Genomic DNA, 18,630 nt, shown 5'->3' on the forward strand with positions numbered 1-18,630 from the left:
ATTAAGAATAGCAAGAGAAAAAACCATCAATCAAAACTTGAACTGACAGTACAGATTTTTTTAAAAAAGTTAAAAATAAATTGATGAACAAAAGGGCAACTGTCAGATTAAATCCCAACTTCTACAGGTAATGAGCCGTGAAGAGGCTGACTTTCTTTTTTCATACAATATGCGGCGGCTTATTGACCGCAAACTAGAGTCAGGCGTTTTCAGATCGTTGGCGTACTTAGGGGTTAATTTTTATTTGCTCGCTGTAAGATTATTCGGTGGCAAGTATTTCAGTCATCAAAAATGACCCATGACTGATTGGTTACTTTAATTTTTTTACTGGCTCAGTTGTTTTCGGCTTGAAGCTGCTCGAAAATTGATTCGGGAACAAAAACACACTTGTCGGCGCAGTTTTCTCTAATCACCGATCTCGCCATTTCAAGATCGGCAGTAATAAGTAAATTAATCTTGGAGCAGTTAAACATATTAACGATCATTGCATCCGCTGAGGCAATACCATATCGACCCATAATTTGGACCACATCTGCCCAATCTGGCTTTGCCTTTAAAAGTGGTGATTCATCTGTTTCACGAACTTTAATCTCCACTATACCTAATTTTTTACAGGCATCGTCCCAAACAGGTTCAAGTTGTGGCAGCAAAAAATCCTTACATAACACATCCCAAGCGTCACGCTCACCGAGCAGGGTGGGTCGAAGAAGTTTTATAAAATTTTTCTGCTGTTCGACTTCTAGCTTTGACGGCCTATCAGCATCAACTTTCTTTTTATGCGTCGTTTTGTGTGACTTCAATTTTTCGTTCACCATTGCGGGTAGGCGATCTGAATAAATATCGTAGAAGTCACAGAGAGAGTCTGCAAGTAGCACACGTCGGTGAGATTCTAAAAATTCATATTTTACGTTTACATTTGTATACGCCGATAATTTTGACTTTAGGATTTTGAAAACGTCTTCAGCATCTTCATTATAAAGATCAGACGGATAAGTGGCTGCAAACAATATGCTTGTGTCAGCAAAAAAGCCTTTGGGCTCTAGCGAAGTTTTATTAATAAACTTTTCAAGTTCAGAAAATTCCCCCAGGCTCATTACTACATTTCCAAATCTTGACGATTAGAACGTGATGGCTTTGCGACCCGCTCATCTTTTTTCGGCTGAGGAAGTTTTTTTGCTTTCTCACGCGCTTTTTTTAATGTGTCTTCGCGTCTCTTCTTATAGATTTCCCGCAGTTCTTGAACCGGGTTTGCACTTTGGTTTTTAGTGTTTTTACTCATAAAATTTACCTCAAATATTATTTAAGTTATAACATAGCTTTTGGAGCCGGTAAAATACTGAAATCACTACGGTATTTATCCGACCTTGTCCGGCTCTTTGCCCCGCACTTTTTCTAACCATTTTTGAACGACATTTAATCTTTTAGTATTGATCTCGTAAAGCTGCTCTCTTCCCTGTTTCTCAACCGTCACCAAGCCTGCTTGTTCTAAATTTTGCAGGTGACTTGTAGTTGTAGGCCAAGAGCATGATAGTAGGTCGGCAATTTCACCGCCAAGCATGGGGCTATTCTTCTGGCTCAAGGATAGCAATATATGCCTCCTAGACCGATGGGACAATGCAAAAAACACCGCCTCAAATTCATCTATTTCTTTTTTAGATGCCGCTGGTTTCTTCATAATTAATAAATCAATAACACAAATATTAATTAGCTTTCAATCTAATTAATATTGAATAACAAGAGGAGTTACTCTATAACATGATATATATCGAGCTGGATGAAAGCTCGAAGTTCTTTGAAAATCAAATAGTCTCTATTTTCCAAATGGGACTTTGTTTTGAATGAAGTCGAAGCGGCAGAATCATTCACCAATCAGAACTTTGAATCATCTGATTGGATGAATACCGAAGAAGCAGCTTTGTATCTTCGAATTCTCAGCAAAGGGGGCAAACCCTGTGTAGGCAGAATTAGAAACCTAGTGAGCCTGGGTAAGATTCCGTTTTACAAACCATTTGGACGATTGCTGTTCAAACGATCCGAACTGAAAATTTTCATTGAATCCTCTAGAAAAGGAGGATTCAAATGGCGATAAGTGAGTATATCAACTCTTCGACAGGTGAGAAATTATTTAAGGTTCGGATTAAACGACGAAGCCCAAGAGAAGCGGGTCTTGCTATTGATAAACGTGAACAAGGATTTAAAACCAAGGCTGAAGCCGAAAGAGCTGAAAGAAAACTCTTTATCCAGGCTGAACGGGAATTAACGGAAGTTGAGCAAAAAACTTGTTTGTGGAAAAATTTAGTCGACGAGTGGGAGGTCAATGCCAGACAAGGCGACATCTTCATTCGTGCTCTGAGCCCCCAAACAATTGACGATTACACCTACACTATTCGCGATCACTGCAAAGAATGGTTGCGGCTGCATGTTGATGAAATTGACCGCGCTCGTGCGTGGATGGTTTTAGATCGTGTGGAGCGCGAGATTTCAATTTCAAGACGCAAGCGACTACGAACTGCGATAGATGCCGTTTTTAAGTGGGGCATATTAGCTGGGAAGCTTAAGGGTCTGACCGTGATTCCAACGGATGGGTTTAAATCTTTGCTAAAAGAAGAGGAAAAAATGCCTGAGATTTTGAATCTCGGGCAAATTAGAGCGCTTCTTGATTATGCCGAGAAGGTCAATCATCCTTGGTATCCGCATTGGGCACTGGCACTTTTCACTGGAATGCGTTCGGGAGAACTCTATGCTTTAGAGTGGGATCAGGTCGATTTTGAAAACAAACTGATTTACGTTCATAAAAATTGGACCAATCGCACAGGCTATGGTCCAACTAAAGGACGTTATTGGCGAGCCGTACCGATTGAAAGCACACAGGTGCTTGAGCTTTTAAAAGAGCTTAAAATCAAGCGAGCTAACGACAAGTTTGTTCTTCACCACTTTAAAGTCTGGACCGACGGTGAGCAGGCCTCGATTCTAAGAGAGTTTTGTATTGGTTCGGGGTTGCCTTCTGTGAGGTTCCACACATTACGAGCATGTTTTGCTACCCAGCTTATCCGCGATAGTGTCGCTCCGGCTGTAGTCATGAAGATCTGTGGCTGGAAAGACCTTAAAACCATGCAGCGTTATATTCGGCTTGCGGGTATCGAGGTGAAGGGCGCAACGCAAGGGCTGAAGCTGTTACCAGAGCGTGAAGTTATGGGTCGTGTTGTGTCGTTATTTAGGCAAGAATAGAAACTGTTTCCGGTTGCCATCAGATGAGTCTGGTGGCAATTTGGTGGAATTGGTGACTAAGGCATTGATTTTATTCAATCACCGACGTCACCTCCAAATTATTTCTGATGTTCTCAGAAAACTTAGATAAACCATCAAAATTATTAACAAAAGATTTCAGTAACTTAGCTGAGTCAGATTTAAGAATCGTCACAGAAAATCACCGATCATCACAGAGTTTGGCTACTTTTTGGCTACACGCTGGCTACTTTGTTCGGAAGATTTTTAAACTGTGAACCTTAAATGGAGGTAGCGGTTTTCGTCGAACCCCCACTTTATTTTTCAAAAGAACCTTTGACACTTATTGGAGGTTTTTTATGTTTGGAGTTGTTCAATTTATCAGAAGTCTACTTTTGGTTGCCGTTATGCTTGGAGCTGCTGGGGTGTGAGTTCCGTTTAGCACGCCTTCGTGAGCGCAAAAAAATTCAACTTTTAAATATGACAAAAAAAAGAGTCTTCTGGTCTTCGTTTCTCGAGTAGCCGTTCGATGAATATCCGTCTCTTCCTTAAAATTTACCGATGAGCCCCGGCGCTTTTCGTACTCTCTTTCGGGCGAGTACCCGATACTTTTTTTTCACGGTCCACTAAATTTATTTTACAGGAATGCGGGCCTTTATGTACAGTAGTTTGCCGCCACTTCAAAAAATAATCTGGGAAGAAGTTCTGCCCGGCATCGGCTATTATCCATCATCTAAATCAGTCGTTTTTTGAACAGAACTGTTAAGCACAGTGGTACGTAAAAAATTTAATTTTAAATTAAAATCATATTTCAAAAACATACCTAAAATAATTTTTAAATTTCAAGAAAGCAGTTTTTTGAAGCGAAATTTTTTGGAAAATAATTTTTGGATACAAAAATATCTACGAGAAATACTGCATTAACCTTTTAATTGCTTTAGGATTTCTGAATTTTCAAAATACAAATTTAAAATTGTGGTGAACAAAAGGACTTCGCTTTTATTGAATCTAAAGCTCTAACTATGTCTTTTTTGCTGTACAAAATGAAGACAGTTTTCAAAACTCAAGTTTTACTTTAAGTTCTCTGGAAATTAACAACATCGTTTTAAAATGTTAACCAAGGAAATTAATCCCAACACATTTGCAACGGAACCACGGTATCAAGGAGTAGCAGTGAAACACCATTTATCAATTCTTTTTTTAATGACGTTAGTTTTAGCCGCATCAATTGCCAAGGCAGATTTTGAAAAATGTCAGTATAATCTTTATAGACACGGTGGATTAACTGGCGGGAGTGCAGCTCAAACCTGCTTACGTCAGTAACCCCTTCTTTTTGTAGCTCAAAATAAAAATGCGGATCTGCCTTTGACATTAGCGGAACCGCTTCTGTTAGAACAATTTCAAATCTAACCCTAAAAAGGCTATCCTTCTGAGCGAATTAAATTAGTCATATTGCTCGCCCTTTGTATCGAAAACCATCCCCTGGAATAAAAAGACCAGGCATTTTTGAGCAAGTGGGTTTTAACGAATACTTGGTACTATTTCGATAAGGATGGATACAATTTATACTTTCACTTTTTGTCGCTTGTGGCTCTTCCCGCTGACGCCAGATTCCTTATAACTTCACTAATTTTTTTTCGATCTAAAGGCTTTCCGAAGATTCCTGAGAATTTATACTTGGTTTCAACGTTTTGTTCCCCAGTTACTAAGTATTTTGGAATGTGTGGAGGCATGGCAAGAGCAACTTCGTCTCCGTTAGTTAAAGGCAACCTATAATCAATAAAAATAAGATCTGGATGATTTTGGTTTGCGGCTTTTATTGCGGTATCAGCGCTGGTATAGGTTATGATGGCAATATCCTTTGCTGAGAATTCATCCGAAAAAATCTCGCAGAGATCAGGTTCATCATCAAGGTAAATAATATTAAACAGCATTGGTTAATCTTTCATATTTAACAAATTTAATTTCAAAACAAGTGTTCGGACAATCGGTCAAAATTCTGATAGTTGCCTTATGTTCGTCAAGGATACCTTTAGAAATCGAAAGACCCAGGCCAGTACCCTCTCCAACTTTTTTAGTCGTAAAAAAGGGTTCAAACAATCTGTCGCGAACTTCGCTTGGTATTCCAGATCCAGAATCAGAGACTTGCAGAATAACACAGTCTTGAGTTTCATCTATTTTAATGCGAACCCATCTTTCGCTTGCAGTTTTTACTGCATCAATGGAATTATTAATTAGATTTAAAAGAACTTGTTCAATTTCAATTTCATTGCAATAAATGAAAGCTTCTGAGTTAAAACTCAATGTAACTGGAGTATTATGCCGTTTGGATTTATTATCTGTTAAGATTAATGTTTCTTTTGCGATTGCACAGAGCGAAATTGGTGAAAAATCGGATTTGTCTCCCGATCTAGAAAATTTTCTAAGTCCGTTAACTATTCTTGAGATTCGATTGCATGCTTTTCTTATGGATTCAATTTTTGATTTTAATTTCTCGGGGTTATCTAAAAACTTAGTAAGCTGACTCGCTGAACCTTCAATGATTGCTAGTGGATTATTTACTTCATGAGCAATTCCAGCACTCATTTCGCCGAGAGAGGCAAGTTTCGCATTCTTAAAGCTTTTGGCTCTTTCAAGTTCTAGATTAAGCTTCATGTTATATTCTTCGGTAATGTCATTTGAAATGCCAATCAGAAAGTGAGGATCGCCATTGGGATCAAATGTAGGAACCTTAAAAGTTTGCAGTATTCTTTTTCCCTGAGGGGTTTCAATCTCTTCCTTTTCAATCTTTAGAACGGACCGATTTTCAAAAACCTGACGATCTTTTGAGGTAAAAAAATCGGCTTGTTCTTTTGGAAAGAAGTCGTAGTCATTCTTTCCAATTAATTGATCTGCTTTGACACCCAGCAAATTTTCGCCAGCTTTGTTTAACAAGGAAAATGATAAATTGTTCTTAAAATTTTTGACGAAAATCATTGAGTGAATATTTTGAAGAACAGTATGAAAAAAACCAGCTCGTAGCTTTTCTTGTGTTATATCTCTGACAGTGGCCTGAACATAACTTTCTTGACCAACATCCAGGCGACTCAAAAGGACATTGCAATTGATAATTTTTCCAGAAGTGGTTTTATGGTCCCACTCAAACAGGTGACTCCCCTGTTTCATAGCCTGCAAGATCATTTCAGAGGCTTTTTCTGATGATAATCTCCCGTCGGGCTGTTTTTCAGGAGACAAACTCCAGGGCCCTAGATTAATGAAAACACTTTCTTCAGAAACCTCGAAAAGCTTCAGTGCCGCGGGATTGCAGCTTGTAAATTTCCAAGACGGAGGAGCTAGGGTCATGATCGAATCAGCACATTGAGTGAAAAGGGCCCGAAGTCGAGCTCGGTCCTCGATGACTTTTTGCTCATTTCTTCTGTTTTCTTCAATAGCAGCTTTCTCCATGGAAACATCCTGCCCAATTGCAATGACTCCTCTAGTTATTCCATCTCTATCTTTATCGGGTAGGCATTGTCCTCGAATTGTTACAATACCACCTTTTTTATTTGAAAACATAATCTCAAAATCTTTACAAGTCCCCTTGTTTGCTAAGCTTAAGCAAGTATTGATCACATTCGCTTCGGGGTTGTCAAAAAAATCAAATACAGTTTTACCTACACACTGCGCTTGTGTAACTCCAAAAGTTTTTTCAAAGGACGAATTTATAAAAAGAAATCTTAGTTCCCGATCCGTGTAGAAAATAACTCCCGGAAGTGAGTTCAGCAAGCCAAAGACTTCGGCAGTTGCAGAATTTTCAGTATTCATTTCAAAATTTCTATTCATGGAAAAAATGATCCTTTCTCTGTGTCGGCGGTGGAATAAAACTAGCCTCTGAAGTTCAATTGGAATCAATCCTTATATTTTATATTCAAGATTATGCAAAAGTGTAGTTCTTTTTCTCCAGCGAATTCAGCTAAGAACGGTTGTACCATTGGTGGTCCAGCAGCATTCCAGAGGTTTTCTAGAAGTCACAACTGTGGGTGGTGAAGCATAGCCCATACGAAACAAAATCAGGGGAACTTCCGCCAATAGGAGAAGACTTTTCCACTGAGTCTGTAAAAATTTTTCTAAGGCAAGAGGTACTGCTTGTTCAGAAGATCCTGGAAGGGCGTAAAGAGGGGCTCCAACAAAAGACTGCAGTGAAAGTCCCTGTTGGGTTGCAATGTGCCAAGCTCTCTGAAAGGCTCGGCATGCATTGAGTACATTTGGAATTGTCTGGTCGCGGATAGAAAATAGTCCTTCGTGGGCAGCCAGGCGGCATGGCAAGTGAGCAGTCCGTAACGCCATCATATGACCGACTCCCAACTTGTTTAGGATTTTCATCGTCGACCACGATTTAATGAGGGATACAAGCGGGCGCGTTCAGCCTTTTCAATCATAAGTGAAATGCGCCTCCTTTTTTCACGTTCATCAAACCACTTGAGGCTGAGTTCTGATGACAATGAACAGGCGTCATCAAATAAGAAGCAGAAAGCAGCTCTTGAAAATTTATCAAAGGCGTGTGCAAGCTACGTTCAAAAGGAGAAGAAATAAATTACAGAAATTAAAAGCTAGAGTTTCTGATTCTTAACTGACGATCGTACTAGTGTCATCTGAGAACGAATTCTCGGTACCATGAAATTATCGCATTAGGAATATACTGGGAAGCTTCTGGGTCTGAATAAATATAAGCCGCATACTCCGCAAACATTTCGTCTGGGGTCTTCAGGATCGAATAAAGTGAGGGAATACCATTTTTTTTTAACCCCTCTCTTAGAAAATTATAAGCTGTTGCAACCTCAGATTTATTTAAAAGTTCAATTGTTTCCCTCTGTAACTGTTTAGCTGTTTGATGGTCCATTAATTTACTGCAGTTGTCATTTACAAGAGCATCGCATTCATAATCCCATTTTATAAGTTCAAGAAATTTTTTAGAATTTGAAAAAGACTGAGTGTCGTTATCAAAACCATGAGCTAACTCATGTAGAAGAATCCGTCTAATCCAATTGGTCTGCGTGTACTGATCTTGCAGACTAGTTGGAGCATGGATAAGATCGTACGATAAAACAAATCGACCTGGGGCTTTTCCGCGAGTACGAATGCAAGAATTAAACTTATCAAACCCTTCGCCATTAGCACCGCTAAAATAAACTATTCCGTAACCGGGATTCTTTTTACATAGATACTTTGAATCTTTCGCCGACTTATAAAACTCAAATTTATCAAATCCATTTTGATAGATTTGACTCATAAATTTTGGAAATTTTTTAATGAGATCGCGAAGTAATTCTTGAAATACAATTAAATCATTTGTATTAAGTTCAGTTTTAATATCTTGGAAATCATAAATGTTCAAATTGCCATTTTTTAAGCAGATATCGACTTTAAATTTAATTTCTAACTCTAATGTCACATAATGAGACGAACTATTTGAAATACATACTTTTCCCTGTGCGATTGCCAATTTTGTGTCTACAACTAGAATAAATATCAATAACAAAAGATAACTAAAATGCACTATTGTCTCCTTATTAATTCATTTAAATAGTTTTACATGAAAGATGCCAAAGCTATGACCGAACCGAATGGTTTATTAGGCAGTTCGGTAGTACTCAATGAGCCTTTTTGTTAAGTCCGCAAGAAATTGTAAATATCAGTTCTTATTGGCGGCGACTGGGACATTCACCAAAGTATACATACGAGTCGGCTTCAGTGATTACCAAACGCGAAATTTCGCGTTCGAAATTTTCTTGATTAGAAATTTGGATTCGTTTTATTTGAACAGCAGTAGCATTGATACCATAGATGGAGGTCGTATTTCCGCTATTTTTGAAGCCCAATCCTATAACAACAGTTCCAACACCCTGATTAAAAATTCCTTTATCGGATTTGAGATATTTTACTAAAAGCATATCGGCACAATCAGAATCAACAATTGTAACCGAACCGTAGTTGAATAAGTGCTTTAATTTCGAGACAAACCATTGTTTGACCTGCTCTGTACCGTAAATTTTGATATCAAAAGCTTGGGGATCGGAGGTGGTTGCCAGCGCACGAGTGTTAACTGCACCAACTGCAAAAAATATTAAAAATAAAAGCTTCATAAAATACCTCACATAGATTGGTATTGCAAAGCGTGCCAATGCCATTTCGCTACCTAAATTTGTCTGCGATTTAATCAGTTCTTGGAATACAATGAAAATGCTTAGATATTACATGGGATTATGTTGTATATATTTAAAGTTAAGGTGCCAAAAAAGGGAATCAAATATTGGCCTCTCTAACGCCTCTCTAACAAATCATGGGGTTAGGTTACATGCCAAAACCACTTATTGGTGTTAATATTTTTAGAGTTAAGTTTGATGATTCCGGCTTTATCAGACATGAATTTAAAAATGTTCAGCAGTCTAGGATTGAACCAGATTCAAAGCTCGACAACAAATGACTTTTTATTAACCGCGCATGGGAAAGAGATTTTATTTAAGGATCTATGTTGATGAAAAATGAAAACGACAATATAATTGCTTCAAAATTTTGGAAGTGTATTTCTGAACAAAAGTGGGATGCTGCCAAGCAATTATTATCTAACGATTTTGAAGCATATTGGCCCCAATCAAAAGAAAAAATTATAGGCGCTGAGAATTTCAGAGTGGCGCAAGCAATGGGTGGAAATTTGTTGACGATTAAAAAAATTAATTTACCTGAAGATCGAAGTAAAATTTGCGATAAAATTCTTCGATCACTGCCGAAGTGGTTTGGTATTGAGTCCTCTATTGTTGATTATGTAAAAGATGTAGTAACCATGGAAACATGGGCCAGTTATTCAAATGAAGAACTGACTGGTTTTATTTCAATTAACAAACACAACACGGCTACAGCAGAAATTCATGTCATTGGGGTTGCTGAATCTTTTCATAAACAAGGTATTGGTAAACTATTAATTTATGAAGCTGAGAAATATCTGGCCGAACAGAATTTTATATACCTTACAGTTAAAACGCTATCTGAACTTCGTACTGATGAAAATTATGAAAAGACGAGACGCTTTTTCGTGGCGACGGGATTCTTTCCTGTTGAAGTATTTAAAACTTTATGGGGCGAGCATAATCCCTGTTTGTTGATGATTAAAAATATTGATCAGACTAAAATTCCGCAAAAACCATCTTACATATTTCCAGAATATGATTTTGACCAAAATTTAAGAGAGCAACCTAAAGATACGTTAGTATGGGAAGAGTTTATCGCTGGGCTGATTGAAAAGTTAAAGCACGAGTCGGATCAATTGGAAAAAAGAAGATTGCTTGAGTATTTAGGTATCGCTTGTCGAATTACCAGTCGACTGAGTGAATCGGAACGGTATCTGTTGAGCGCCTTAGCTTTGTCTTCAGGCTCTGGTAACTCGTCGAAAGTTATTCAAAATTTAATTAGGCTTGCACATACTTATCAGTGGCAAAGTGAATTTTCAAAAGCAAAGGTTCTATTTGATCAAGCTAGAAGTATTATAAATGAAAATGATATTTCATCGACTCTTGCAGCAGCCTATCATCAGCATTTTGGTAAATACTATTTTGATCAAGGCTTTTTTGGATTAGCCTGTTGTGAGTTTGAGCTTGCTTTTAAAACACGTAAAGAAATCTCAGCTCCACAAGATCAAGTTAAATCAAGTCAATTAGCTTTAGATGAATCTAAAAACAGATGGAATATTCAATTTGATAGAAATATCTCCATTCGGAGAGCAGGAATTTTAGATTCCGAGGCCATTCATAATGCGCATATGACTTCGATAAACGAAATATGCGTAAATGACCACTCTGCTGATGAGATTCGTGTTTGGGGTGGCAGAACGTTTGATCCGGCATTTCGAGTCCCAGCGATTCAAAATCAGTTTTATTTAGTTACTGAGTATGAGAATAAAATTGAAGGTTTTTGCCAGCTGAGGTTAGAAATAAAAGATAATATTAAAACCGCACATCTGTTTGGTTTTTACATTACGCCAAAGATTCTGAAAAGAAAAGTGGGTCATGCACTGATGGAACTGGTTTTTGAATTTTGTCGATCTGAAGACGTAAAGATGATCACACTCAAATCAACAATTACTTCTTTTGATTTCTATAAAAAATATGGCTTTATTAAAACTGGTGAATTAACAGGGCCTATTCGTGATGGCGTGATGATTCGCGGTTATCCCATGGAAATGAAGCTGTAATGAAAGCTACAGGAATTTAAAATGAATAGTCTTACCTCACGAGAGCTTACAATTGCCGATGAAGTAGCTTTTCTAAATGGTTTTGAGGTTCCTTTTATTGGAACAGCTATTTTTTTTAGAATGGATTATTTAAGGCTGAAATATAAATCAGAAAGGTAATTATGAAAATTGTTCTAGCTACTCTTTTTCTTGCAATCGTTAACTCAGCTTGTGCCTCACCATACCCACGGGTTGATAAAGACATTGCCACTTACGATAAGGTCGTTGCAAAAATGAAATCAGATTTTTCATCCCAACCAAGAGATCCAACAAATAAAATCTGGGTTCAAGAAAAAATTGATAATATGATGGAGGTCGACCAATACATGAGAAAATTCTGGGATACTCCTTTCATCAATTCCTATTCTGCCGATGGAAAATCCAGAAAAGGTTGATGAACTTAGAAAATCAGTCGGTCTTGGATCAATGGAAGAATATAAAAAGGTATTTAAAGATATATGTCATTAGAATTAAAAAAAATTGGATTGGGAACTTGGGCGTTTGGTGGTCGTGCTTGTGGACCTGTGGACGATCATGTTTCTGCTATTAAAAAATGGTCATTGCCGCCTTCAGCAATAAAATTGATTGATAATTTACGAGAAAAATACTTACATATTTTATTAGCATGAAAGAAGAACTGTTATGATTTGTCATTTTATTTTATACGTTTCGGATCAAGCTAGAAGTACTGATTTCTATACCCATGCTTTACAGCAACAGCCAGTTTTAAATGTTCCTGGGATGACTGAATTTAAATTGGCTGACAACTGTATTTTTGGATTGATGCCATCAAATGGAATTAAAAAGTTACTTGGCGATTCTATAATTCATCCAGAAGAAGCTGCTGGAATTCCCAGAGCAGAATTATACTTAAGGGTTTCTGATCCAGAAAATGCTTTTAATTTTGCTATTGAGGCAGGAGGAAAAATACTTTCTCTTGTTCAAGAAAGAAACTGGGGTGCAAAAGCTGGATACTTTGCTGATCCCGATGGGCATGTTATTGCTTTTTCAAATTAACGTATTTCTTTAAACCCATTATTTAAGGGATTTGAATGCCGAAAATAAGGATTGTAGTGAAACAACTTTGAAAAAACTGAACTTGACTGTTACAACAAGATTTCAAGTTTCGATTCAGTTTAACGCGCTACCGATATGGGAATTAGTTTTTGATGCATAGATTTTTAAGCATTGTTAATCTACAGCCATGGATGATCGTAACTTCGACCAACAGACTGCTCAAGACTGGATCAATGTGGTAGAAAAACCAGGAAAATCCTGGCGTGACGAACACGTTTATTCCAAACTGGACAGCTTGATTCACGATGCCTTACCAAAGACAATCCTTGATGTTGGCTGCGGACAGGGAATTTGCAGCGAGAAAATCGACTTAACTAAATGTAAATATACAGGCGTCGAGCCGTCTCCTTATTTGCTAAATCGAGCAAAGCAACTTTACTCATCTGGGGAAAAAACTTTCTTGTCAGGAAACGCCTATGATCTTCCTGTAACGAATCGAAGTTTTGATGCCGCATTTTCGATTCTTGTTTGGCATCTTCTTATTGATATAGAAAAAGCAGCTTTTGAAATTAGTCGAGTTTTAGCCGACAATGGTAAATTCTTAATAGTTACTGCAAATCCAGATGCTTACTTGGCATGGAAATCTTTTTACCCTGATGCTAAATTGACTGGCAAAAGATTAGAAGGAACAATGCCGCTAGGAGAGGCTCTATCAAGAGATGTTCTCTATCTACACACTTTCAATGAAATAATAAGTTCCATTCAAAATGTCGGGCTTACTATTGAGAGTACTGACACTTTTTTACCTGCAAAAGATTTTCTAGAGTTGAATCTACTTATTTCGATTCAGGGAAGAAAAAATGCTAGAGGATAGGAAGAATTAAGCCCGAATCGTTCAAGCTCAGCATCTAGGTTTAACTTGGTACTTGTTAAAAGTGTGTATTTGGAATCGGTCTTTGGCAATAAATTTCACTGATTTTTGAAATTTGTGATGCCCAACGTTTGGTGGTCCTCGGGCTGGATAAAGCGGCGGCGGTATTTAAGCTAGGGTTATTAGCCATTAGTTAACCTCGCTGTAAGTCCAAAAAGCTAAGCATTCAAAATATACTTTGATTTTAAAAAGTGAAACGTTTTGAAGTAGATTGTATGATTTAAAACATGGTCTCATTTGTCTTTTTATCACTCTCAATCTTTTGCAATATTGCATATGGCGCGCAGTACGCGCTGGTTGCAGGTGGATCAGGAGAAGACCATAAAAAGGAAAATTTTTTTGCAGCAGATTTCAAAAACTTCAGTCAGGGTTTAAAAAACAGAAAATGGCAAGTTACCACATTTTTTGACAACGATACGAGTAAGGTTCCCGGCTCTAAAGTTGCAACAACTGCAAATATCAACCAAAGTATATAAGAAATTGTGAGTAAGCGAAAACAGGGAGATCAAGTTCTAATAACATTCTACGCCCACGGTAGAGATACTACGCCAGGGTTCCTTCATAGAATTGCAACAGAAGATCCAATGGGTTATAGCTTGGAAAACATCTCGTATTTCGCTGATGAAGTCAAAGCAAAGGGTGGTACTTTGGCAGTATTAGATTTAAGTTGTTACTCTGGTTCTACGCAAGATATAAATGATGGTCCGCAAGTCGACAACCCTAAGGAAAGAGGCTGCATCGTCACTCTTGCTTCTGAAAAATATGTGGGTATGGGAATATGCGCAGGAGCAAAGACAGAGAGTAGTTTTACTTCTACTATTATGAAACTCCCTGATCCATCTATAAAAATTAGTTTAGAGCAACACTTCCTTGATTCCCGAGAAAAGGACACCACGCCTGCAAATTTGCCACAGATATCTTCAATCCCACTTCCTTTGAAAACTTTTTGGGATTTCTTTTTATCTGCCAGTGATCCCAACAGTATTTATAGAGAAAATGGTTTAAGCGTTAACAGAGTTGAAGCATCGATTTGCAGACTGTGTGATAAGACGACGGTTATGGAATATACAAAAGAAATCGCTAATTTAAAAAACATTGCTGAAAAATTAGGAAATGCACCTTTAGGTAAAGAATTGACAGATAAAATGCAAGACTACTTAAAAAGTTACAAAAGCATTTCACAATCCATAAACTCTGTTCAAAGAAAAATGGGTATGATCCCCAGTTGGGGATTTACGGAACCAGTTTTAAAGCCATTTAACAAAATATCTTTAAGCAGAATGAGGTCCTTGGTAAATCTCACGGAACCGAGTGTTTCACTGACAGATATAAAATGGCTGGATGAAAATTCACGGGAGCAAATTACTAAATTACGCCCTCATCATCATAAACTCGCAGAAGCCCTAAATAAAATGGGCAAAGCATTAGGAAAGGATTGGGATATATACGAAAATAAAAAGAAAATTCTTGTGCAAAAGGCACAGGAAGTTATGGCAGCTGAACGAAAATTATATGCACTTCATGCAAGATCACTTTAAGAACAGAAGAGTTCCTCGTGCCAAAATTTCATGCTTTAAAAGCGTTTTTCACTGTAGTTTTGCTAAGTTCCTATTTGTGGGCCGATGTGGAACAAGATTTAAAAATCTGTCAAAGTTATGAGCTCCATGGTGAGCTTTCTAGCGACTTAAAAAAAGAACCGATAATTACAACTTTAGCTGAATCAGGATTAAAAGTAGAATTGATCATTGTTCCTAACGAAGAGACTTCTTTAGATCTAATAAGTCTAAAGGGTCAATCCGTCCTAGCAAAGGCGTTAGTTCTAGAAAAAATTTCAGCTCGTTATTATAAGGCAAAAGTTTATAATTTAAAACTTGATCAGCCTGCTGGTTTTGGAGCAGATAAAAATGCTTTCAAAGCCAAAAAAATTGTGAAACAAATTTCAGAAACTTGTCCATCAAAGTAATCAATCGCGGCTGGTCATCGGTTTTATCTAACGTCGATTTTATACGGTCTGAACGCTTTTTTTGAGAAAGCGGCTCTTGACGAAAAGGTTCAGCATTTTAACCGAATCAGGAAGGTATGCCTTATTAGGGTGTTCGTCCTAAGGAACTGAACCCTGTCAACCCCTTAATTATGGACATTTTCGATGCGAACACTTGTGTTAAAATTTGATTTAAATTCTTCATGCTAAAGTCTCACTTCCACTTCAGTATTAGAATAGTTTTTATAACATTTTTTAAAATCTAATGGAGCCATCATTTTCAAGGAGCCATGTTTTCTTTTAGTATTATAAAATTCAATAAACTCCATGGTTTGCTTGTAAGCTTCTTGGAAGGTAGCAAAATACCTTACCTGTAAGAATTCAATTTCATAGATTGAGAAGAAGGATTCAATGTATGCATTCTTATTGTACATCGTACATCAACAAACCTCCCCACATTTTAAAAGTAAATTAAATCTAGTAAATTGATATCACAACAATACATGGAGGTATGTTATGGATTTAGAAGTATTAAAGAAAAAGATCAGCACTTTTCGTAGTGAGGGCGGTCGAGTTCGTAAAGTAAGTGATGAACTACTTATGGAGATTCTTCACGCCTGGGAGAATTGGACAGGACCAGCAAAAGGGTTTTATACAGTTGTGGGGATAAGCCAAAAAGGGATGGCATCTATCATAGGAAAGGCGAAAAAGCTAAAACGTGAGGGTCATTTTCCAGTTGAAGATTTTAAGGAGATAAAGATATCAGAGAATCTCCTTCCTTTGTCGGGCAGTCCTTGTGTGGGGATAGAGATTGTATGGGATAATGGTAAATTGATTCGATTTCCACAGGTTGAGGTCTTGATAGATTTTTTAAAGAAAGTAGCATGACTTAAAAAAGTAGTCTGAGAAATAAGGAACAAAGTGATCACATTTAATCGAAGAACCAAAGTATTTGTTTGTAGAGAGCCCACGGATATGAGAGCCAGTTATGATACTTTGTTTTCCAAAGCTAAAGGGGTTCTTAACCAGGATCCCTTTAGCGGTCATTTGTTTTTATTTATGAACTCAATAAGAAGTTCGATAAAATGTTTGTATTATGATGGAACAGGTTTAGTGATTCTGATGAAAAGATTAGAGAAGGGTTTATTTAGTAAGATTAATCCCTATTATAAAGGGGAATTGATTTTAACAGCGGCGGAGTTTGCTTTGTTTTTTGAAGGAGCCGATATGGAAAAAAGATTTATAGATAGCCCGAAAGAAATAAAAAAATCTGCATTCCCGTTGAGTCAAGAGTTGCCTAGTGTTTCCTTAGGATCGAGTCTCGTGAAACGAGATGGAAAAACAAGTAAGTTTCGACCAAATTTCAAAATTAACAAAGATAGATAATCTAAGTCGGCAAGACCTGATTCAGAGGAACTCGATTTTAGAAGGAGAACTCGCCAGGGTTATCAAAGAGAACTATGAGTTAAGAAATTTAAAAATAACAGATGCACAATTGCAGCTTATTTTACAAGAGCAATTGGGAGAGCTACGAAATACGATTTATGGATCTAGCTCTGAGCGGTATAAGAAATCAGATCGGCCTAAAGAGCCAGCAGGTCCACCAAAGCCAAGAGTTAAAAAGCCCAGCGAAAGATATCCACAGCTTCCTGTTGTTGAAAGAGTCATAACTATGGACCCTGTTCCTAGTTGTGTTTGCTGTCAGTCCGTCATGGAAGATTCAGGGATGACAGAAGACTCTGAGCAATTAACGGTGATCCCGAAAAAATATGAAATCATTTTGCAAAAGAGAAAAAAATATAGATGTTCAAAGTGCCATGGAGATATCCAGACATCACCAGCGCCTGCTCGAATTATAGAAGGATCTAGTTATAGTGATGAAATGATCCAGGATGTGGCTTTATCGAAGTACTGTGATTTGATTCCCTTAGAGAGGTATGCGGCAATGGCTGCAAGATGTGGAGTTATGGATATCCCACCACATAGTTTAATTGAACTGACACATCAATATGCTGACTTTGTTATTAGGGCTTATTATGGATTAAAACATAAAGTGGTATTAGCTCGGGTTTTACGAGCCGATGAGACTCCCCATAAAATGCTTGAGGGGAGTGAAACGAAATCCTGGTTTTTATGGGGATTTTCCACGGAGAAAGTATGTTATCTAGAGTGCCATGATACCAGATCTGGGGATGTGGCTAGTGATGTCTTGATGAACTCAAAATGTGAAGTGTTAGTAACGGATGTGTACTCAGGTTATGGCAAGGCTATTAAGGAAGTAAATAAACAACGGTTTGAAAAAAAAGAAACTTTAATAAAAAGTGGTTATTGTAATGCCCATGCAAGGAGATATTTTTTCAAAGCACGGGTGAATCATCCAGAGGCTGAGTTTTATTTGGAACAATATCATGAGATTTATAAATTAAATGCTCAAGCCAAAGGGAAACCTCCGGATCAGGTGCTCGAATTAAGACAGAGCATGAAACCCTGCTTTAAAGTTATGAAGGATAAGGCTTTAGAGGATTTAGTTAAATACCCTGAGAAGAATAAGTTTTTTAAAGCCATGGCCTATTTGATAAATAATTATCAGGGGCTGACTTTGTTTTTAGAAGATGCGGAAGTGCCTATAGATAATAATGCTCAAGAAAGACTTTTAAGAAGTCATGTTGTTGGAAGAAAGACCTGGTACGGTACTCATTCTGAACGAGGAGCCAAGACAGCTGCCATTTTATTTTCATTAGTGGAGAGCTGTAAATTAAATCAAGTCAATCCTCGAGAGTATTTTGAGCAACTAACCAAAGATTTACTTCAAGGTAAAAAGGCTTACACACCTGATGACTTTAAGAAGCTAAGTATTCCAGGGCCTGAAGGGCCTGTTTAAAAATGTCTGGTTCAAGCTTAAAAAGCTCATGAACTTTGAATTTTCCTTGATCACACCAAAGATCTAAACAAAGCTTTACCAATAAATAATCTGTAGAAGAAAATCCCCTGGCTTCTTTTAAAAGCTCGTCAGCAGAGTTTTTTAACTCAGGCCTGAGCGAATGAAACAAAAAATCCATTAGATAGGGACATCTCAAAGTAATTAAAGAAATAGCTTCAAATTGTTTTTTTTCTGCTCTGCCAGCAGAGACCCAACACTTCATATGAAAACCTCCTACAGTTATGGACTGAAGTCAGGCTAACAATTTTTACCAAATACCAAAATGTGGGGAG

General features: G+C 37.5%; 25 protein-coding genes. 14 read left to right on the forward strand and 11 right to left on the reverse strand.

Annotation, left to right across the window (positions count from 1 at the left end):
* Nucleotides 1–332: 332 nt before the first annotated feature.
* The 3 genes from J0M15_16390 to J0M15_16400 form a co-directional block, all read right to left on the reverse strand.
* Nucleotides 333–1,094, reverse strand: a complete 762-nt coding sequence (locus J0M15_16390) for a hypothetical protein (GenBank protein MBN8538629.1) — start codon at nucleotides 1,092–1,094, stop codon at nucleotides 333–335.
* A 2-nt stretch (nucleotides 1,095–1,096) separates the two neighbouring features.
* The gene (locus J0M15_16395) at nucleotides 1,097–1,279 is read right to left on the reverse strand and encodes a hypothetical protein (protein ID MBN8538630.1); all 183 of its coding nucleotides are present in this window, start codon (nucleotides 1,277–1,279) and stop codon (nucleotides 1,097–1,099) included.
* Between the two features lie 75 nt (nucleotides 1,280–1,354).
* Complete coding sequence (locus J0M15_16400; GenBank protein ID MBN8538631.1) at nucleotides 1,355–1,675, reverse strand: helix-turn-helix transcriptional regulator; 321 nt, start codon at nucleotides 1,673–1,675, stop codon at nucleotides 1,355–1,357.
* A gap of 159 nt (nucleotides 1,676–1,834) precedes the next feature.
* On the opposite strand from J0M15_16400, the gene J0M15_16405 reads away from it, so the two are divergent.
* Together J0M15_16405 and J0M15_16410 are read left to right on the forward strand one after the other, a co-directional pair.
* Nucleotides 1,835–2,089 carry a helix-turn-helix domain-containing protein gene (locus tag J0M15_16405; protein MBN8538632.1) on the forward strand — a complete coding sequence of 85 codons (255 nt, stop codon included), beginning with the start codon at nucleotides 1,835–1,837 and terminating at the stop codon, nucleotides 2,087–2,089.
* A complete protein-coding gene (locus J0M15_16410) occupies nucleotides 2,080–3,228 on the forward strand; it encodes a site-specific integrase (GenBank protein ID MBN8538633.1) in 1,149 nt (382 codons plus the stop codon). Before J0M15_16405 ends, J0M15_16410 begins: the two co-directional genes overlap by 10 nt.
* 1,123 nt (nucleotides 3,229–4,351) lie before the next feature.
* Here J0M15_16410 and J0M15_16415 read toward each other — a convergent pair.
* From J0M15_16415 to J0M15_16440, 6 genes are all read right to left on the reverse strand, one after another.
* Entirely contained in the window at nucleotides 4,352–4,597 is a 246-nt protein-coding gene (locus J0M15_16415) for a hypothetical protein (GenBank protein ID MBN8538634.1), read from the reverse strand.
* Nucleotides 4,598–4,796: 199 nt separating this feature from the next.
* Nucleotides 4,797–5,159 carry a response regulator gene (locus J0M15_16420; GenBank protein ID MBN8538635.1) on the reverse strand — a complete coding sequence of 121 codons (363 nt, stop codon included), beginning with the start codon at nucleotides 5,157–5,159 and terminating at the stop codon, nucleotides 4,797–4,799.
* Nucleotides 5,149–7,047, reverse strand: a complete 1,899-nt coding sequence (locus J0M15_16425) for a PAS domain-containing protein (GenBank protein ID MBN8538636.1) — start codon at nucleotides 7,045–7,047, stop codon at nucleotides 5,149–5,151. The genes J0M15_16420 and J0M15_16425 overlap by 11 nt, the downstream gene beginning before the upstream one ends.
* Before the next feature lie 126 nt (nucleotides 7,048–7,173).
* A complete protein-coding gene (locus J0M15_16430; protein MBN8538637.1) occupies nucleotides 7,174–7,554 on the reverse strand; it encodes a hypothetical protein in 381 nt (126 codons plus the stop codon).
* A 298-nt stretch (nucleotides 7,555–7,852) separates the two neighbouring features.
* Entirely contained in the window at nucleotides 7,853–8,761 is a 909-nt protein-coding gene (locus tag J0M15_16435) for a hypothetical protein (GenBank protein ID MBN8538638.1), read from the reverse strand.
* Between the two features lie 142 nt (nucleotides 8,762–8,903).
* Nucleotides 8,904–9,347: a hypothetical protein gene (locus tag J0M15_16440; GenBank protein ID MBN8538639.1), complete on the reverse strand. Its 444-nt coding sequence runs from the start codon at nucleotides 9,345–9,347 to the stop codon at nucleotides 8,904–8,906.
* A gap of 392 nt (nucleotides 9,348–9,739) precedes the next feature.
* Between J0M15_16440 and J0M15_16445 the strand changes: the two genes are divergently transcribed.
* The 9 genes from J0M15_16445 to J0M15_16485 all read left to right on the forward strand — a co-directional run bounded on the left by J0M15_16445 (nucleotide 9,740) and on the right by J0M15_16485 (nucleotide 15,399).
* Entirely contained in the window at nucleotides 9,740–11,449 is a 1,710-nt protein-coding gene (locus J0M15_16445; protein MBN8538640.1) for a GNAT family N-acetyltransferase, read from the forward strand.
* A gap of 21 nt (nucleotides 11,450–11,470) precedes the next feature.
* Nucleotides 11,471–11,608 carry a hypothetical protein gene (locus J0M15_16450; protein MBN8538641.1) on the forward strand — a complete coding sequence of 46 codons (138 nt, stop codon included), beginning with the start codon at nucleotides 11,471–11,473 and terminating at the stop codon, nucleotides 11,606–11,608.
* A gap of 2 nt (nucleotides 11,609–11,610) precedes the next feature.
* Entirely contained in the window at nucleotides 11,611–11,883 is a 273-nt protein-coding gene (locus tag J0M15_16455; protein ID MBN8538642.1) for a hypothetical protein, read from the forward strand.
* 63 nt (nucleotides 11,884–11,946) lie between these two features.
* A complete protein-coding gene (locus J0M15_16460) occupies nucleotides 11,947–12,117 on the forward strand; it encodes a hypothetical protein (GenBank protein ID MBN8538643.1) in 171 nt (56 codons plus the stop codon).
* Between the two features lie 13 nt (nucleotides 12,118–12,130).
* A complete protein-coding gene (locus J0M15_16465; GenBank protein ID MBN8538644.1) occupies nucleotides 12,131–12,505 on the forward strand; it encodes a VOC family protein in 375 nt (124 codons plus the stop codon).
* 187 nt (nucleotides 12,506–12,692) lie between these two features.
* Nucleotides 12,693–13,379, forward strand: coding sequence for a methyltransferase domain-containing protein (locus J0M15_16470; GenBank protein ID MBN8538645.1), 687 nt, complete (start codon nucleotides 12,693–12,695; stop codon nucleotides 13,377–13,379).
* Nucleotides 13,380–13,663: 284 nt separating this feature from the next.
* Nucleotides 13,664–13,912 carry a hypothetical protein gene (locus J0M15_16475; GenBank protein ID MBN8538646.1) on the forward strand — a complete coding sequence of 83 codons (249 nt, stop codon included), beginning with the start codon at nucleotides 13,664–13,666 and terminating at the stop codon, nucleotides 13,910–13,912.
* A gap of 6 nt (nucleotides 13,913–13,918) precedes the next feature.
* Nucleotides 13,919–14,974 carry a hypothetical protein gene (locus tag J0M15_16480; protein ID MBN8538647.1) on the forward strand — a complete coding sequence of 352 codons (1,056 nt, stop codon included), beginning with the start codon at nucleotides 13,919–13,921 and terminating at the stop codon, nucleotides 14,972–14,974.
* Between the two features lie 17 nt (nucleotides 14,975–14,991).
* The gene (locus J0M15_16485) at nucleotides 14,992–15,399 is read left to right on the forward strand and encodes a hypothetical protein (GenBank protein ID MBN8538648.1); all 408 of its coding nucleotides are present in this window, start codon (nucleotides 14,992–14,994) and stop codon (nucleotides 15,397–15,399) included.
* A 224-nt stretch (nucleotides 15,400–15,623) separates the two neighbouring features.
* Here J0M15_16485 and J0M15_16490 read toward each other — a convergent pair whose 3' ends face one another.
* Complete coding sequence (locus J0M15_16490) at nucleotides 15,624–15,851, reverse strand: transposase (protein MBN8538649.1); 228 nt, start codon at nucleotides 15,849–15,851, stop codon at nucleotides 15,624–15,626.
* Nucleotides 15,852–15,933: 82 nt separating this feature from the next.
* Here J0M15_16490 and J0M15_16495 point away from each other — a divergent pair, with 82 nt between their 5' ends.
* From J0M15_16495 to J0M15_16505, 3 genes are read left to right on the forward strand one after another with little or no spacing between them, the layout of a single operon-like run.
* On the forward strand, nucleotides 15,934–16,305 hold the full coding sequence (locus J0M15_16495; protein ID MBN8538650.1) for a hypothetical protein: 372 nt from the start codon (nucleotides 15,934–15,936) through the stop codon (nucleotides 16,303–16,305).
* Between the two features lie 33 nt (nucleotides 16,306–16,338).
* Complete coding sequence (gene tnpB, locus J0M15_16500) at nucleotides 16,339–16,803, forward strand: IS66 family insertion sequence element accessory protein TnpB (protein ID MBN8538651.1); 465 nt, start codon at nucleotides 16,339–16,341, stop codon at nucleotides 16,801–16,803.
* On the forward strand, nucleotides 16,751–18,298 hold the full coding sequence (locus tag J0M15_16505) for an IS66 family transposase (protein MBN8538652.1): 1,548 nt from the start codon (nucleotides 16,751–16,753) through the stop codon (nucleotides 18,296–18,298). Before tnpB ends, J0M15_16505 begins: the two co-directional genes overlap by 53 nt.
* Here the strand turns inward: J0M15_16505 and J0M15_16510 are convergent.
* Nucleotides 18,258–18,560 carry a hypothetical protein gene (locus J0M15_16510; protein MBN8538653.1) on the reverse strand — a complete coding sequence of 101 codons (303 nt, stop codon included), beginning with the start codon at nucleotides 18,558–18,560 and terminating at the stop codon, nucleotides 18,258–18,260. The two genes, J0M15_16505 and J0M15_16510, sit on opposite strands and share 41 nt — an antisense overlap.
* Nucleotides 18,561–18,630 lie beyond the last annotated feature (70 nt).

Source organism: Deltaproteobacteria bacterium (assembly GCA_017302835.1).
Taxonomy (GTDB): domain Bacteria; phylum Bdellovibrionota; class Bdellovibrionia; order Bdellovibrionales; family Bdellovibrionaceae; genus UBA2316.

Coding starts and splice junctions, on each gene's coding strand:
- J0M15_16420 (MBN8538635.1), bottom strand. CDS start 5,159: ATGCTGTTTAATATTATTTACCTTGATGATGAACCTGATCTCTGCGAG.
- J0M15_16400 (MBN8538631.1), bottom strand. CDS start 1,675: ATGAAGAAACCAGCGGCATCTAAAAAAGAAATAGATGAATTTGAGGCG.
- J0M15_16495 (MBN8538650.1), top strand. CDS start 15,934: ATGGATTTAGAAGTATTAAAGAAAAAGATCAGCACTTTTCGTAGTGAG.
- J0M15_16430 (MBN8538637.1), bottom strand. CDS start 7,554: ATGATGGCGTTACGGACTGCTCACTTGCCATGCCGCCTGGCTGCCCAC.
- J0M15_16390 (MBN8538629.1), bottom strand. CDS start 1,094: ATGAGCCTGGGGGAATTTTCTGAACTTGAAAAGTTTATTAATAAAACT.
- J0M15_16410 (MBN8538633.1), top strand. CDS start 2,080: ATGGCGATAAGTGAGTATATCAACTCTTCGACAGGTGAGAAATTATTT.
- J0M15_16505 (MBN8538652.1), top strand. CDS start 16,751: ATGGAAAAACAAGTAAGTTTCGACCAAATTTCAAAATTAACAAAGATA.
- J0M15_16455 (MBN8538642.1), top strand. CDS start 11,611: ATGAAAATTGTTCTAGCTACTCTTTTTCTTGCAATCGTTAACTCAGCT.
- J0M15_16450 (MBN8538641.1), top strand. CDS start 11,471: ATGAATAGTCTTACCTCACGAGAGCTTACAATTGCCGATGAAGTAGCT.
- J0M15_16415 (MBN8538634.1), bottom strand. CDS start 4,597: ATGTCAAAGGCAGATCCGCATTTTTATTTTGAGCTACAAAAAGAAGGG.
- J0M15_16490 (MBN8538649.1), bottom strand. CDS start 15,851: ATGTACAATAAGAATGCATACATTGAATCCTTCTTCTCAATCTATGAA.
- J0M15_16445 (MBN8538640.1), top strand. CDS start 9,740: ATGAAAAATGAAAACGACAATATAATTGCTTCAAAATTTTGGAAGTGT.
- J0M15_16465 (MBN8538644.1), top strand. CDS start 12,131: ATGATTTGTCATTTTATTTTATACGTTTCGGATCAAGCTAGAAGTACT.
- J0M15_16475 (MBN8538646.1), top strand. CDS start 13,664: ATGGTCTCATTTGTCTTTTTATCACTCTCAATCTTTTGCAATATTGCA.
- J0M15_16510 (MBN8538653.1), bottom strand. CDS start 18,560: ATGAAGTGTTGGGTCTCTGCTGGCAGAGCAGAAAAAAAACAATTTGAA.
- J0M15_16395 (MBN8538630.1), bottom strand. CDS start 1,279: ATGAGTAAAAACACTAAAAACCAAAGTGCAAACCCGGTTCAAGAACTG.
- J0M15_16440 (MBN8538639.1), bottom strand. CDS start 9,347: ATGAAGCTTTTATTTTTAATATTTTTTGCAGTTGGTGCAGTTAACACT.
- J0M15_16460 (MBN8538643.1), top strand. CDS start 11,947: ATGTCATTAGAATTAAAAAAAATTGGATTGGGAACTTGGGCGTTTGGT.
- J0M15_16470 (MBN8538645.1), top strand. CDS start 12,693: ATGGATGATCGTAACTTCGACCAACAGACTGCTCAAGACTGGATCAAT.
- J0M15_16425 (MBN8538636.1), bottom strand. CDS start 7,047: ATGAATAGAAATTTTGAAATGAATACTGAAAATTCTGCAACTGCCGAA.